At 29.3% G+C, this 14,487-nt stretch carries 17 protein-coding genes; 16 read left to right on the top strand and 1 reads right to left on the bottom strand.

What is annotated here, in order from left to right; all coding sequences use genetic code 11:
• Window positions 1-24: 24 nt before the first annotated feature.
• Window positions 25-2,184, bottom strand: coding sequence for a prolyl oligopeptidase family protein (locus tag SJY27_RS10660; RefSeq protein WP_397444820.1), 2,160 nt, complete (start codon window positions 2,182-2,184; stop codon window positions 25-27).
• Between the two features lie 142 nt (window positions 2,185-2,326).
• Between SJY27_RS10660 and trxA the strand changes: the two genes are divergently transcribed.
• From trxA to atpE, 16 genes are all read left to right on the top strand, one after another.
• On the top strand, window positions 2,327-2,695 hold the full coding sequence (trxA, locus tag SJY27_RS10655) for a thioredoxin (protein WP_397444819.1): 369 nt from the start codon (window positions 2,327-2,329) through the stop codon (window positions 2,693-2,695).
• A gap of 126 nt (window positions 2,696-2,821) precedes the next feature.
• A complete protein-coding gene (locus SJY27_RS10650) occupies window positions 2,822-3,160 on the top strand; it encodes a PadR family transcriptional regulator (RefSeq protein WP_215994193.1) in 339 nt (112 codons plus the stop codon).
• Window positions 3,161-3,172: 12 nt separating this feature from the next.
• On the top strand, window positions 3,173-3,829 hold the full coding sequence (locus SJY27_RS10645; protein ID WP_397444818.1) for a hypothetical protein: 657 nt from the start codon (window positions 3,173-3,175) through the stop codon (window positions 3,827-3,829).
• An 11-nt stretch (window positions 3,830-3,840) separates the two neighbouring features.
• Window positions 3,841-4,485, top strand: coding sequence for a hypothetical protein (locus SJY27_RS10640; RefSeq protein WP_397444817.1), 645 nt, complete (start codon window positions 3,841-3,843; stop codon window positions 4,483-4,485).
• Between the two features lie 2 nt (window positions 4,486-4,487).
• A complete protein-coding gene (locus SJY27_RS10635; RefSeq protein ID WP_397444816.1) occupies window positions 4,488-5,165 on the top strand; it encodes a hypothetical protein in 678 nt (225 codons plus the stop codon).
• A 3-nt stretch (window positions 5,166-5,168) separates the two neighbouring features.
• Window positions 5,169-5,843, top strand: coding sequence for a hypothetical protein (locus SJY27_RS10630; RefSeq protein ID WP_397444815.1), 675 nt, complete (start codon window positions 5,169-5,171; stop codon window positions 5,841-5,843).
• Between the two features lie 3 nt (window positions 5,844-5,846).
• Window positions 5,847-6,548, top strand: a complete 702-nt coding sequence (locus SJY27_RS10625; RefSeq protein WP_397444814.1) for a hypothetical protein — start codon at window positions 5,847-5,849, stop codon at window positions 6,546-6,548.
• A 12-nt stretch (window positions 6,549-6,560) separates the two neighbouring features.
• On the top strand, window positions 6,561-7,268 hold the full coding sequence (locus SJY27_RS10620; protein ID WP_397444813.1) for a hypothetical protein: 708 nt from the start codon (window positions 6,561-6,563) through the stop codon (window positions 7,266-7,268).
• 49 nt (window positions 7,269-7,317) lie between these two features.
• Window positions 7,318-8,784, top strand: coding sequence for a DUF5687 family protein (locus SJY27_RS10615; RefSeq protein ID WP_397444812.1), 1,467 nt, complete (start codon window positions 7,318-7,320; stop codon window positions 8,782-8,784).
• A 7-nt stretch (window positions 8,785-8,791) separates the two neighbouring features.
• Window positions 8,792-9,487: an ABC transporter ATP-binding protein gene (locus tag SJY27_RS10610; protein ID WP_397444810.1), complete on the top strand. Its 696-nt coding sequence runs from the start codon at window positions 8,792-8,794 to the stop codon at window positions 9,485-9,487.
• Between the two features lie 291 nt (window positions 9,488-9,778).
• The gene (locus SJY27_RS10605) at window positions 9,779-12,007 is read left to right on the top strand and encodes a tetratricopeptide repeat protein (protein WP_397444809.1); all 2,229 of its coding nucleotides are present in this window, start codon (window positions 9,779-9,781) and stop codon (window positions 12,005-12,007) included.
• A 28-nt stretch (window positions 12,008-12,035) separates the two neighbouring features.
• Window positions 12,036-12,434, top strand: coding sequence for a polymer-forming cytoskeletal protein (locus SJY27_RS10600; protein ID WP_397444807.1), 399 nt, complete (start codon window positions 12,036-12,038; stop codon window positions 12,432-12,434).
• Window positions 12,373-12,615, top strand: coding sequence for an AtpZ/AtpI family protein (locus SJY27_RS10595; protein WP_397444806.1), 243 nt, complete (start codon window positions 12,373-12,375; stop codon window positions 12,613-12,615). The genes SJY27_RS10600 and SJY27_RS10595 overlap by 62 nt, the downstream gene beginning before the upstream one ends.
• Window positions 12,608-12,997, top strand: coding sequence for a DUF6168 family protein (locus SJY27_RS10590; protein ID WP_397444805.1), 390 nt, complete (start codon window positions 12,608-12,610; stop codon window positions 12,995-12,997). Before SJY27_RS10595 ends, SJY27_RS10590 begins: the two co-directional genes overlap by 8 nt.
• Before the next feature lie 80 nt (window positions 12,998-13,077).
• The gene (gene atpB / locus SJY27_RS10585) at window positions 13,078-14,214 is read left to right on the top strand and encodes a F0F1 ATP synthase subunit A (RefSeq protein WP_397444804.1); all 1,137 of its coding nucleotides are present in this window, start codon (window positions 13,078-13,080) and stop codon (window positions 14,212-14,214) included.
• A gap of 36 nt (window positions 14,215-14,250) precedes the next feature.
• Window positions 14,251-14,439, top strand: a complete 189-nt coding sequence (gene atpE, locus SJY27_RS10580; RefSeq protein WP_013993139.1) for an ATP synthase F0 subunit C — start codon at window positions 14,251-14,253, stop codon at window positions 14,437-14,439.
• Window positions 14,440-14,487 lie beyond the last annotated feature (48 nt).

The following is a 14,487-nucleotide window of genomic DNA, read 5'->3' as shown; positions in this document are numbered from 1 at the left end:
TTTAGAGTTGCAAAATAAAAAAAACTAACTTTTTATTTTCGATTTTGGCGGATTTGGCAATTGCTCAAAACCCATATTAAATAAGGTAAAACCAAAAATATCTGTATATTGTTCTATGATTTTTGTAACTGGTGTACCTGCTCCATGACCAGCATTGGTTTCTATTCTAATTAAAACAGGGTTTTCGCCAGCTTGTTTTGTTTGCAATTCGGCTGTAAATTTAAAACTGTGTGCTGGCACAACTCTATCATCATGATCTCCTGTGGTTACTAAAGTTGCTGGATATTTTGCGCCTTTTTTTACATTATGTACTGGTGAATATCCTTTTAAATAATTGAACATTTCTTTGCTATCATTAGCAGTTCCAAAATCGTAAGCCCAACCAGCACCAGCTGTAAAGGTGTGATAACGCAACATGTCTAAAACACCAACAGCAGGCAAAGCTACTTTCATCAACTCTGGTCTTTGTGTCATTGTAGCCCCAACTAATAAGCCTCCATTTGAGCCTCCATTAATGGCTAAGAAACCTGAAGAGGTGTAGTTATTTTCAATTAAATATTCTGCAGCTGCAATAAAATCGTCAAAAACATTTTGCTTTTGCATTTTAGTACCAGCAATATGCCATTTTTTACCATATTCGCCTCCACCACGTAAATTGGGAACAGCATAAACTCCTCCTTGTTCCATCCAAACTGCCATTGTTGTTCTAAAACTTGGTGTAAGGCTAACATCAAATCCTCCATAACCATATAAAATTGTTGGATTTTTCCCATTCAACTCCAACCCTTTTTTATAGGTAATAATCATAGGTACTTTTGTACCGTCTTTAGAAGTATAAAAAATTTGATTACTGATATAATCATCAGTATTAAAATCAAGAGTAGGTTTCCAATAGGTTGTATAGGTTCCGTTTTCAGGATTTAACTGAAACGAAGAACTAGGTGTTTTATAATTGGTAAAAGAAAAATAGACTTCTTTGTCTGCGGTTTTTCCTGTAAAACCACTAGCAGTTCCTAAACCAGGCAATTTTACTTCGCGAATTAAGTTTCCATCAAAATCATATTGTACTACTTTAGAGACAGCATCTACCATATAACTTGCAAAAAAATATCCAGCAGCTGTAGAAGGGGTCAACACATTTTCTGTTTCAGGTATAAAATCTTTCCAGTTTTCTGAGGTGGGATTATTTACATCAAGAACAACCACTTTTTTATTTGGAGCATTTAAATTGGTTACCAAATACAATATGTTATCTCTACTATCAATAAGATAAGTATCACTTTTGGTATGATCTAAAACCGTAATTAATTTACTGTTGGGTTTTGATAAATCTTTAATAAATAACTTATTACCAGAGGTTGAAACAGCTGCGTAAATCAACAAATATTTGTTGTCTTCTGTTATATTACTAAAAACATACCTGTGTTTTTCTTCGGGAGTTGCTCCAAAAATAACCTTATCTTCTTTTTGTGATGTTCCTATTTTATGATAATATAGTTTGTGTTGATCAGTTTTAGCAGACAATTCACTTCCTTTAGGTTTATCGTAACTTGAGTAATAAAAACCTTCATTTTTATACCAATCAATTCCAGTAAATTTTACATCAACCAAAGTATCTTCTTTTATGGTTTTAGATGCTACATCTAGTACTATAATTTTTCGCCAATCAGAACCAGCTTCAGAAATAGCATATGCAGCTGTTTTTCCATCCTTAGAAAAGCTTAAAGTACCTAAAGAAGTTGTTCCATCTTCAGAAAAAGTATTCGGATCTAAGAAAATTTCAGGTTCAGAATTTCCTTTTTTTCTATAAATAACAGAATGATTTTGCAAACCATCATTTTTAGAAAAATAGGCGTATTCGCCTTCTGTATAAGGAGTTTCAATTCTTTCGTAGTTTATCATTTCTGATAAACGAGATTTTAACTGAGTTCTGTAAGGTATTTTGTTTAAATAATCGAAAGTAACAGCGTTTTGTGCTTTTACCCACGCTTCAGTTTGTTTGCTTTTATCGTCTTCTAACCATCTATAATTGTCGGTTATAGCTGTGTTAAAAATGGTATCTACAACTGGTTTTTTTACAGTCTCTGGATAATTCACTTGTATAGTTTTTTGTTTTATGTCTTTGGTACAAGAAGCTAAAGTAATACTTGCTAAAATAAGGTGTGGAATAAATTTGATTTTCATATATTTTTTTACTTTAAAAATAGAAATTATTTTAAAGATATTCAAATAGTTATATTTTTTTAATATTTAGATAATTTACAAGATCATGATTTGTAATTATCAACCTAAAAAAACGACTACTTTTGTGTAAAATAGATTTATTATGACAGAAAACTTAACAAAAGCAACTTTTTTAGAAAAGGTGTTTAATTTTGAAGAAAACGCAGCATGGAAATTTGAAGGAGACAAACCAGCTTTAATCGATTTTTATGCAGATTGGTGTGGCCCTTGTAAAATGATTGCTCCAATTTTAGAAGAATTATCAGAAGAATATAAAGGTAAAATAAACATTTATAAAATAGATACTGAAGCAGAGCAAGAATTGGCTGCTGCTTTTGGTATTAGAAGCATACCATCAATGTTGTTTTGTCCAATGGATGAGCAGCCACAAATGGCAAATGGTGCTTTACCAAAAGCTGAATTAGAAAGGGTAATTGCTGATGTTTTAAAAGTAGAGAAAAGCCCATCCTAACCTTCCCAAAGGGAAGGAACCAAATCGTAAATGAAAATCCCAAAATTAATTTTTTGGGATTTTTTTGCTTTTAATTTATATACCTAAGAATTTTATACATAAGAAAATTATGTATATATTTACAACATGGGAAATCAGAAATTATACAAAGGTTCTTTACAAACCATCATTTTAAAATTATTAGAAACTAATGATAAAATGTATGGGTATGAAATTACTCAGAAAGTAAAAGAGCTCACCAAAGGCGAACTAAAAATTACAGAAGGTGCTTTGTATCCTGCATTGCACAAATTAGAAGCTGATGGTTTGCTAGATGTTGAGGTTGCAAAAGTGGGCAATAGACTTCGAAAATATTACAAATTAACAGAAAGTGGCACCAAAGAAACTGCGAATAAGTTAGAAGAAATGCAAGAGTTTTTAAAAACGATGCAGCATTTGGTGAATCCTAAATTTAGTTTGGAGTAAAAATTTTTAGTTATGGAAATCACAAAAGAACACATACAAATTATTGATAATCATTTAAAAAAGAATGGTATTAAATACTGGGATTTAAGAGTAGAAATGATTGATCATTTGGTTTCTGATATTGAGCAAAATTATAATAATAGTGATTTTGAAACTGAACTTTATGCATCTTTAAAAAGAATGAATTGGAACGGATATATATCAGGAGTAAATAGAGAAGGTTGGCAAAATGTAAATAGAAAATATAGAAGTGAATATCATAAAGGGTTTCTGAACTTTTTTAAAAGCTTTATAAATGTAGCTATTTTAATGCTAAGTCTTTTCGGTTTATTTCTAATTTCTGAAAACGTTTCTATTAACGTTTTTAATAAGATAAGCTTTCTTTTATTTGCTGCCCCTTTAATTATTACGTTAGTGTTATTTGCTAAACTATTCTTTAAAAAATATGGTAGGTCTGTAAATTTAGATTATGGAGTAATGTATATGACTTTGAGTTTTTTTATTTTAAACGTTGTTCCTGTTTTTTTGGATGGCCAAAGTGAATTAGTAAGAAAAATAATGTGGTTTATTATTTTACCTATTCACTATGCAGCTTTTTATTCAGGATATAATTTGTACAAAAAAGCAATTGCAAAAGTAGATTTTATGAAAAAGGAATTAACTTCTTAAAAAAGTTAAAAATGGAAATTACAACAGCACAAATACAAGATATAGAATACTATTTAGATAGTAAAGGGATAAATTATATAGATATTCGTCCAGAAATTTTAGACCATATCCTTTTAGACATTGAAGCAGAAATGACTGCAAAGAAAACTTTCGAAGATTCATTTTTATCAGTGAAACTAAAATGGAATCCGCAGTTAAAGGAAACATCTAGCTATTTATTTGGTATGGGATATTTAGCACCGAAAATTATTATAACAAAAGCGAAAAAGTTATATGGTAAATATATGCTTTTGATATTAGCTTCTTATTTACTTCCTGTTATTGTTTTAGTAAATTTAGATGTTATCATAAAAAATCCTCAAGAAAATATTTTTTACAATGTAAGCAAAGTGATTTTAGCTTTAATTTTTTGTGCTTTTTTGTATCTGTTTTTCACAAAACCAAAACACCCCATTACTACTTATGGTTTTATCTTAAAAACATTAAGTCTTAATTCTTTTGTGGGTTTGCTTGTATTACTAATTTTTTTTACTGATTTAAAAGAAATAAATCCAATGCATATAGGTATGTATTTAAGTTTTACTTTTTCTACTTATGTTTATTATTATTTCTTAAAAAGGCACAAAGAAGCCATCAAAAAATATAAAATTTCATAACTATGGAATTATCAAAAGAACAACTTTTACAAATAGACAATTACGTTTTTTCTTGCGGCATTAAATATTATGATGTGCGTGCAGAAATTGTAGATCATTTTGCCAATATTTTAGAAGAAAGGTTAGCTAAAAATCCAGATTTAGATTTTAAAAAAGAAATTAGAAACATTCACAGAAACTTTTCTGATAGCGGTTTTAGTAAATTGTTAAAAGAGAAAACAAAATCTGTTCATAAAAAGTTTTACAAACAGTCTTTTAAACATTTAATTACGTTTTTTAAACTTCCTAGAATTTTAATTTCTGCAGGTTTATTTTATACTTTGTTTTTGTTGATGAATTTGTTTGAGGATAAAAAAGATTTTTTCTTTTGGATGTATACTTTTCTGTTATTTATTCTGGTAAGAATTTTCTATCAAATTAGTAGAATAAAAAAACATCAAAAAGAATCTTTTCTAGCCTTAAACAAAACAAATAATTTTTTACAAATGTTAAATTTTATTTTCATTTGTTTTAATTCTCTAACAAATTTTAGAAGTGAAGAAAGTTTTTTAAATCCAATGCATAACAATATTCAATTAGGTGTTTTTGTCTTGTTATTGTTGTTTTATTGGTCTGGTGAATATGTTTTTCATCAGAATAAAATAATGATAAAAGAACAATATCCAAATGCGGTTTTATAAACTATGGAATTAACAAGACAACAAATAAAATATATAGATCATCGTTTAGAAAACGAAGGCATCAAATATTGGGACATCAGAATAGAACTATTAGATCATGTAGTTTCTTATGTGGAGCAAAAACTAAAACCTGAAAATTCAGAATACGAGTTTAAAGAATTCGTACAAGAATCTTTTGAAAGTTTAGGTTGGAGAGAAAATTTTAATGGCGATGCTTTTGAAAAGGTCTTTCTTAAAAGAAATGTATTAAATGCAAAAAAGATACGTAAAAAATACGGGCAAGAAATTAAAAGTAAATTTACTAGTATTTTCTTTTTGTTAGAAGTATTCTTATTGTGGGTGTTTCTATTTTTAATTCACAAGAATAGTTTTTTTATAAAACTCACATTTACTTTAGAAATAATTGCAGTGGTTTTGTTTTTGATATTCTTTGTTGTAAAATATCAACTATTTAAATCTTCACAATTAAATGCCGTTTTTTCTTTTGCTGTAATTCCTGTAAGTGTACATAATCTATTAATATTTGCACCACAAATACTTTTTGACTATGAAAAAATGAATTTAACTCATGCTGCTGTAACACTAGCATTAATCTTTCCTTTTTTATACATTGGTTTTAACTTTATGCTTAAAGAAGCTAAATCTTCGCAAAAAATTTATAATAAATTGATGGAATAGGCTATGAAACTCACAAACCTCCAAATAGAAAACTTATACCAATTTACACTTAAACATTACGTAGAGTATTATGATGTGCAAACAGAATTGGTAGATCATTTAGCCAATGATATTGAAGATATTTGGAAAGAACATCCAAAATTATCGTTTGAAGAAGCAAGAGATAAATCTTTCAAAAAATTTGGCATTTTTGGTTTTATGGATGTGATAGAACAGAAACAATCTCAAATGACAAAAAAATACTTTAAAATCATTTTAAAGTTTGTAAAAGAATGGTTTAAACTTCCTAAAATTATACTTACAATTTTAATTTTTGTTGGGTTTTATCAACTTCAAAAAGTACCATTTGCCTATCATATTTATGCCTCTATTTTTGGACTTGTAATGGTTTTAGAGTTGATAACGATTTTTATAAATACCAGAAAATTAAAAAAGAAAACCAAAAAAACAGGTAAAAAATGGATGTTTGAAAACATTATTTCTATAAACGGAATTGGAAATTCTGCATTGTTGCTATTTTATATGTATGATTTTTTGTTTCCAGATAATACCAAAGATTTTTTGTTGATGGGCGATTTTAGAAAAGTATTCTCAGCATTTTTAATTACTGTTCTTATTATTTTTGGTTATGTAACATTAATTGTTATTCCTAAAAAAGCAGAAGTATTACTCCAAAAAATATATCCAGAATATAAATTTGTATAAAATTATTGGTTGATGAAACTTACAGATTTACAAATAGAAAACTTATATAAATTTACAAGACAACATTATGTATATCATTATGACGTACAAACAGAATTGGTAGATCATTTGGCTAATGATATAGAGGATATTTGGGAGGAACACCCTAAGTTGTCTTTTGAACAAGCCAGAGACAAATCCTTTAAAAAATTTGGCATTTTTGGTTTTATGGATGTTATTGAAGCCAAACAAAAACAAATGAACAAACGTTATCGAAAAATATTGTGGCGTTTTTTTAAAGAATGGTTTACGATGCCTAAAGTTGTAACAACATTTGCCATCTTTTTAAGTTTATTTTTAGTGTTAAAAATTAAATATTCAGAGTATATTTTATTAGGATTACTTTTTGTTTTGATGACTTTTGATTTGATAAAACAAACAAAATCAAGAAAAAAACAAAAAAAGAAAGTGCAAACAAATCAAAAAATTTTCTTGTTAGAAGCTATGATTGGTCAAACAAAAAATGGCTTTACAAGTATTACTTTTGTTAATATTTTCAACTTAGTAAATCTAACCAAAGTTTCTTTTAGTTCTCTAGATAATAATTGGTTATTGTTAATTGCATTTTGTGCTACACTTTTACTAATTCTTTTTTATGTAGCCAATTATTTAATTCCTCAAAAAGCAGAAGAATTATTGCAAGAAACCTATCCAGAATATAAAATGGTTAAAAATTTGTAACAAAAACCAAAATCAAACAACTAATTATCAACTAAACAAACCAACTATTATGATTTCACATTTTTTAAATTTAGAATGGAAACAATTTTTTCGTTCTGCTTCTTTTAGTAAAAGTGTTGGCGCAAAAATTCTAATTGGTTTTTTTGCACTTTATTTTGCTGCATCTTTTTTGATTTTAGGTATTGGTGCATTTTACATTATAAAAGATCAGTTTCCAGAACAAGATCCTTTAGTACTGGTGAACTCTTTTTTAATGTATGCCATTATTGGCGATTTAATTTTCAGGTACATTATGCAGAAATTGCCTGTTATGAACATCAAGCCAATGCTTGTTTTACCAATTAGCAGAAGCAAAATCGTTCATTTTATTTTAGGAAAATCGGCATTATCTTTTTTCAATATTTTAGGTTTGTTTTTTTACATTCCGTTTGCCATTATTTTAATAAAAGAAGGTTACGATGCCTCAGGCGTTTTAGGCTGGTTAGCAGCAATGATTTTGGTAACTCAGTGTGCCAACTTTTTCAATTTTTTAGTGAATAAGAAAAATGCCGTTTTTGCAGGTTTAATAGCTGTTTTAATTGGTGGTTATTTTGTACAATATTTTGAGTTGTTCAATTTACCTGCTTTTATTGGGCAAGGTTTTGATGCCATTTATGCAAATCCAATTTTAGCACTTATCTTTTTAGTGGTTTTAGTTGGTTTATATGCAATCAATTACAAACAACTCAAAAACGAGGTGTATTTAGATGTGTTGATATCTGAGCAAACCAAAGAAGTTAATTCTGCAGATTTATCTTTTACGGATAAATTAGGAGATTTAGCACCCTTTATCAAAAACGATTTACGTTTAATGTGGCGTAACAAACGCACAAAATCAGGAATTTGGATGCTTGTGTTGGGTCTACTTTATGGGTTGTATTTTTATCCGCAAACAGCGCTAAAAGATTTTGAGGTAATTTATGTTTTAGTTGGAATTTTTTCAACAGGAACTTTATTAATCAATTTTGGGCAATTTATTCCTGCTTGGGACAGTGGATATTACAAGATGTTAATGAGTCAGAATTTTAAGTACGAACGCTATTTAAAATCGAAATTTATGATTTTAACAATTAGCGTGGTTTTACTTTTTGTTTTAGGAATTCCTTATGTATATTTTGGGTGGAAAGTATTATTGGTTCATTTTGCAGCTATGATTTATAATATAGGAGTCAATTCACACGTCATTTTATATGGTGGTACTTTCAATCGAAAAAAAATAAATTTAAACGAAAAAGCGGCCTTTAATTTTCAAGGAACAGGCGCAGTACAATGGATCATTGGTTTCCCGTTAATGTTACTACCAATGGCAATTTTTGGGCTCATTAATTGGTTGGTAAGTTTCGAAATTGCAACAGCCACACTTGCAATTATGGGCTTTATAGGTATTGCTTTACATAATAAGTTAATGGCTTCTATCACAAAAAAATATATAGACAACAAATACGTGATGATTCACGCTTTTAATCAAGAAAATTAAAAACACAATGATACAAACTACGCAACTTTCAAAAAAATACGGAAAAGCAGAAGTATTACATATCGATGCTTTAGAAATTCCAACAGGTCAAAGTTTTGGTTTGGTGGGCAATAATGGTGCAGGAAAAACCACGTATTTTAATATTTTATTAGATTTAATTAGACCAACAACAGGTGCAATTGTAAATCACGATATTCAAGTAAACACTAGTGAAGATTGGAAATCTTTTACAGGTTCTTTTATTGATGAATCTTTTTTAATAGGTTATTTAACTCCAGATGAATATTTTGAGTTTATTGGCGATTTAAGAGGGATGAATAAAGCTGATGTAAAAACATTTTTAGCACAGTTTGATGAGTTTTTTAACGGAGAAATTGTTGGTAAAAAGAAATATTTAAGAGATTTAAGTAAAGGAAATCAAAAGAAAGCAGGTATTGTTGCTGCAATGATGGGGAATCCTCAAGTGGTTATTTTAGATGAACCTTTTGCAAATTTAGATCCTACAACGCAAATCAGGTTAAAAAAAATTATCAAAGAATTGACTGAAAATAGAGAAGTTACAGTTTTAGTTTCTAGTCACGATTTAACCCACGTAACCGAAGTTTGTGAGAGAATTGTTGTTCTTGATAAAGGAACTGTGGTAAAAGATATCGAAACTTCTGCAGAAACCTTAAAAGAATTAGAGAGTTACTTTTCGGTTTAATATTAAACAGATATTCCTGCAAAGGAACGAATTTATAATTCCATGAATTCACAATTTTTTATCAATCAACCAAATGCAAAAACTCGTGAATTCATGGTAAAATATTAAAGTTGTAAACTCCAAATAGTACACCTATTTTCAGTAAAATCCATATCTCTTTTTAATTAAAGTAGTCTATTTTGATTTTATTATTATTTTTACAGACTGTATTTATACTATTTTTGCTGTAAATCAGTTCTAAATAAGAGTTTTTAACTCTTTTAAATTAATAATTCATTTAGATTTACCTGTGTGAAAAACACTCAAAAAATAATCATCATTTTTATATCTTCTTTGGCTATATACGCTTGTAGCACAAAAAAAGATACTATAATTAGCAGAAATTACCATGCATTAACTACAAAATACAATGTGTTATTTAATGGTAAAGAAGCTTTTAGGCAAGGCATAGAAGGCATCAATAATCAGTATAAAGATGACTGGTTTCAACAACTACCCATAGAACCGATACAATTTGAAGAAGACAAAATAGCCATACCAAAATTTAATAATAGTGGTCCTGGTGCTGGTTTTGGTAGCTCAAATAACAACTCCGAAACAAAAAAAGAACTCACTACTTTTGAAAAAGCAGAAGATAAAGCCATAAAAGCCATTCAAAAACACGGAATGAATATTGATGGTATGGAGCATAACAGGCAAATTGATGATGCGTATTTGTTGTTAGGCAAATCTCGCTATTATTCACAACGTTTTGTACCTGCTGTTGAGGCTTTTAATTATGTTATTGCAAATTATCCAAACGCAAATTTAATTGCAGAAACTAAAATTTGGCGTGCAAAAGCGGCAATTAGAATGGATAATGAAGAAAGAGCTGTAGAAACACTAAAATTATTGCTAGTTGTTAGAGATACTTTAGAGGCTAACTTACCAGATGAAATAAAAGAATTAGGCAATACAGCACTTGCAATGGCTTATGTGAAAGTAGATAGTTTGCAAAAAGCCAAAAAGCATTTACAACTAGCCACAAGAACGTTAAAAAACCGAGCACAAGCAGCAAGAAACCTTTTTGTTTTAGGGCAAATGTATAGTAAAGAAAATAAAAAAGATTCTGCAACTATGGTGTTTCAAAAATTAGCAAACTTTAAAAAAGCACCATACAAATATAAAATTCGTGCAAATATAGAATTGGCGAAAAATGCACCTAATGATTCTACTGCAGCCTTGGTTTTAGAAAGATTAAAAGAGCTCATAAAAATTAGAGAAAACAGGCCGTATTTAGATGGTTTATATTATCAAATAGGTGTGTTACATCAAAATAAGGATAGTATTCAGTTGGCTATTGATAATTATAATAAATCTTTAAGAGCAAAAGATGCAGGCGATAAGCAAAAGACGTTTACTTATGAAAAATTAGGTAATTTATCTTTTAAAGCAGATGCCTACCAAAAAGCAAGTGCGTATTACGATAGTGTATTACAGATTGCAAAAGATACCTTGAATTTAAGAATCAGGCGTATCAAAAGAAAACACAGAAATTTAGCAGCACTCATTAAATTCGAAGAGGTTGTTACTGTAAACGATAGTATTGTTAGTTTGGCGTTAATGTCTGAAGATCAACAAAAAGATTTTTTCAAAAACTACATAACTAAACTTAAAAAAGCCGATGAAGATGCAGCGCAATTGCGTTTAAATCAATTGGCATTTGGCAATACAGGTGGAGGTTTGTCTGGCGCAGATAAAGGAAATTGGTATTTTTATAACAACCAATCTCTAAGTTTTGGTAAAGCCGAATTTCAAAAAATTTGGGGAACAAGAAAGTTAGAAGATAATTGGAGATGGGCAGAAAAAGCAACCATTGGTAATGCTGTACAAGATTCTGCAAAAGTTACTAAAACCAATTCAAAGTACGATTTAGATACTTATTTGAGTGCAATACCTACAGATGAAAATGTAATTGATAGTTTAAAAATACAGAGAAATCAAGCGTTGTACGAATTAGGGTTGATTTATAAAGAGCAGTTCAAAAATCAAAATTTGGCCAAAGAACGATTAGAAAGAGTGGCAGGTTTACAACCCGAAAAAGAATTAATATTACCTATAAATTGGCATTTGTATCAAATTTATACCAATTTGGGAGATGTTGATCAAGCTGATAAATTTAAGAATGTAATTTTAAAAGATTATGCTGATACAAAGTTCGCTCAAATTATTCTAAATCCAGATGCCATTCTTGAAGAAAACCAAGTTGAGGTAACTGAAGTAGAAAAAGTGTATAAAGAAATATACTACCTATATAAAGATGATAAATTTGAGGAAACAATCACTAAGGTTGATGAATTTTTACCAACAATCCTAAATTCTGATTTATTACCAAAATTCGAATTATTAAAAGCCTTTGCTATCGGAAAGTTTAAAGATAAAGAAGCTTATAAAACAGCTTTAGAGTTTGTTGCTGTGAGTTATGGAAATACAGAAGAAGGAAAAAAAGCTAGAGAAATTGTAGCACGATTAGAAAAATAATCACCTTATTATTAAAACCTGAAGAACAATGGAAAGAAACGTTATTGCAAAAAACACTAAAATAAAAGGAGAAATTATTTCAGAAGGCGATTACAGAATTGATGGTCTTTTAGAAGGTGATTTAACTACAAAAGGTAGAGTTATTATTGGTTCTGGAGGTGTTGTTAACGGAAATATCAATGCGCATAATACAGATATAGAAGGCACATTTTCTGGAACATTAAATGTAGAAAATATCTTAACCATTAAAACATCAGCAAATATTTCTGGTGATGTTATTGTGGGTAAACTATCTGTAGAGCCAGGAGCAACATTTAATGCGTCTTGTGCAATGAAAGTAGCACCAAAAGTTCTAAACTTAGAAAATGGAAAACAATCAGCCGAAAATTCAAAAAACCAAAAAAGAGAAAAAAAAGCCTTTAAATAAAGCATTACAACTTTCTGGTGCAGGTTTACAAATGGGTTTAACCATTTATTTGGGGTTTTTATTTGGCAAATGGTTAGATGCTAGTTTCAATACTCATTTTTTAAAAGAAACCATTACACTTTTAGCTATTTTCTTAGCCATGTATTCTTTAATAAAACAAGCCAATAGAATTAATGATTAAAAGTATTCTGTTATACACCTTGGTGTTTTTTACAATATTTTTTGTAAGCTTTTTTTTACATGATAATTATATACAAAATCAACACATAATTTTACCATTTTCATTAAAAAAAGTGTACCTTTTTCACCTCGGTTTTTCGTTGCTAATCTGTACTAATTTTTTACTCTTTTCAATTGTTGATAAAATTTTTGAACAACTAGGTTTTATTTACTTAGCAACCATAGTTTTAAAAATAGTGCTTTTATGTATCGTCTTCTATAACCCAATATTTACAAAGGATGACTTGTCTTTTAACTCCAGAATAGCACTTTTTATACCCGCAATTATATTTTTATTAACAGAAGCTATTTTTGTGGCTAAAATTTTAATGAAAAAGCAATAATTAACAATTCTTTAAAAAATGGTTTGTGGTTCTGAAATATTGCATATCTTTGCGCCGAATTTAGAAAGCGTATTTTTACCATGAAGATTGCACAAAAACCAATCAAATTTCTTACAATAGCATTCCTAGCACTATTCTCAGCGACTATTTTTGCTTCTGGTACAGATAAAAAACACGACAACCAAAATGATGGTGGTCGCGTAAATACGAAAGAAGAGGTAGAGGCTTATATTCTACATCACATTAAAGATTCTCACGATTTTTCATTCTATTCTTACACTGGTGATGATGGCAAAAGACATCATCGAGGGTTTCCACTTCCAGTAATTTTATGGTCAAGTCAAGGTTTGGTAACTTTTATGTCTTCAGAGTTTCATCATAATGATGATGGGCACGTAATTGTAGAGAAAAACGGCGCTAAATTCGCGAAAGTACATTCTAAAATTTACGAATTAGATGCAAATGCTTCATCAATTAATTTTGATGCAGATCATCATCCAACAAACGGGCATAAAGTTTTAGATTTTTCAATCACAAAAAGTGTTGTTGGTATTTTATTGATAGGATTTTTATTGTTGTTTTGGTTTTCAAGATTGGCAAACCAATATAAAACAAAAAAAGTACCAACAGGTTTCGCAAGAGTTTTAGAGCCTTTGGTTTTATATGTTAGAGATGAAATTGCAAGACCTAATATTGGTGATAAACATTACAGAAGATTTACAGGTTATTTGTTAACTGTATTTTTCTTTATTTGGGTTTTAAATTTAGCAGGTTTAACACCATTAGGTTTTAATGTTACAGGTCAGTTAGCAGTAACAGCATGTTTAGCAATTTTTACTTTGGTAATTTATTCGGTAAGTGGTACAAAAGGATATTGGATGCATATGATATGGATGCCAGGAGTTCCTGTGTTAATTCGCCCAGTTTTAGCAATTATAGAATTGGCTGGTGCTTTATTAATTAAACCATTTTCATTATTAGTGCGTTTGTTTGCAAATATATCAGCAGGTCATATTGTGGTAATGAGCTTAATTGCAATTATGTTCACCTTAAAAGAATCTTTAGGGGTTGTGGGTGCAACAGGATTGTCTTTAGTATTATCATTTTTTATAACATTAATTGAGGTTTTAGTAGCGTTCTTACAAGCGTATATCTTTACAATGCTTTCAGCATTATTTATTGGTATGGCAGTAGAAGATCATGCAGAAGCTCATTAATACAAATTTGTTTAATTTAATATAAATACATTTATTATGTACAATTTAATTGGAGCAGGATTAATCGTAATCGGAGCAGGAATTGGATTAGGTCAAATTGGTGGAAAAGCAATGGAAGGTATTGCTCGTCAACCAGAAGCAACTGGAAAAATCCAAACAGCAATGATTATTATCGCTGCATTATTAGAAGGTTTAGCATTTGGTGCATTATTCTTAGGAAAATAATCCAAACAAAAACAAAAAGCACAATTCTGTAACGGTTGGTTACAGAAT

The sequence above is a fragment of the Polaribacter sp. R77954 genome, assembly GCF_044595335.1.
Classification (GTDB): domain Bacteria; phylum Bacteroidota; class Bacteroidia; order Flavobacteriales; family Flavobacteriaceae; genus Polaribacter.
This window is presented reverse-complemented; position numbering and strand designations above follow the sequence as displayed.

Bases quoted from the DNA above. Each gene is read 5' to 3' on its own strand.
- SJY27_RS10660 (WP_397444820.1), bottom strand. From the start codon at position 2,184: ATGAAAATCAAATTTATTCCACACCTTATTTTAGCAAGTATTACTTTA.
- trxA (WP_397444819.1), top strand. From the start codon at position 2,327: ATGACAGAAAACTTAACAAAAGCAACTTTTTTAGAAAAGGTGTTTAAT.
- SJY27_RS10650 (WP_215994193.1), top strand. From the start codon at position 2,822: ATGGGAAATCAGAAATTATACAAAGGTTCTTTACAAACCATCATTTTA.
- SJY27_RS10645 (WP_397444818.1), top strand. From the start codon at position 3,173: ATGGAAATCACAAAAGAACACATACAAATTATTGATAATCATTTAAAA.
- SJY27_RS10640 (WP_397444817.1), top strand. From the start codon at position 3,841: ATGGAAATTACAACAGCACAAATACAAGATATAGAATACTATTTAGAT.
- SJY27_RS10635 (WP_397444816.1), top strand. From the start codon at position 4,488: ATGGAATTATCAAAAGAACAACTTTTACAAATAGACAATTACGTTTTT.
- SJY27_RS10630 (WP_397444815.1), top strand. From the start codon at position 5,169: ATGGAATTAACAAGACAACAAATAAAATATATAGATCATCGTTTAGAA.
- SJY27_RS10625 (WP_397444814.1), top strand. From the start codon at position 5,847: ATGAAACTCACAAACCTCCAAATAGAAAACTTATACCAATTTACACTT.
- SJY27_RS10620 (WP_397444813.1), top strand. From the start codon at position 6,561: ATGAAACTTACAGATTTACAAATAGAAAACTTATATAAATTTACAAGA.
- SJY27_RS10615 (WP_397444812.1), top strand. From the start codon at position 7,318: ATGATTTCACATTTTTTAAATTTAGAATGGAAACAATTTTTTCGTTCT.
- SJY27_RS10610 (WP_397444810.1), top strand. From the start codon at position 8,792: ATGATACAAACTACGCAACTTTCAAAAAAATACGGAAAAGCAGAAGTA.
- SJY27_RS10600 (WP_397444807.1), top strand. From the start codon at position 12,036: ATGGAAAGAAACGTTATTGCAAAAAACACTAAAATAAAAGGAGAAATT.
- SJY27_RS10595 (WP_397444806.1), top strand. From the start codon at position 12,373: ATGGAAAACAATCAGCCGAAAATTCAAAAAACCAAAAAAGAGAAAAAA.
- SJY27_RS10590 (WP_397444805.1), top strand. From the start codon at position 12,608: ATGATTAAAAGTATTCTGTTATACACCTTGGTGTTTTTTACAATATTT.
- atpB (WP_397444804.1), top strand. From the start codon at position 13,078: ATGAAGATTGCACAAAAACCAATCAAATTTCTTACAATAGCATTCCTA.
- atpE (WP_013993139.1), top strand. From the start codon at position 14,251: ATGTACAATTTAATTGGAGCAGGATTAATCGTAATCGGAGCAGGAATT.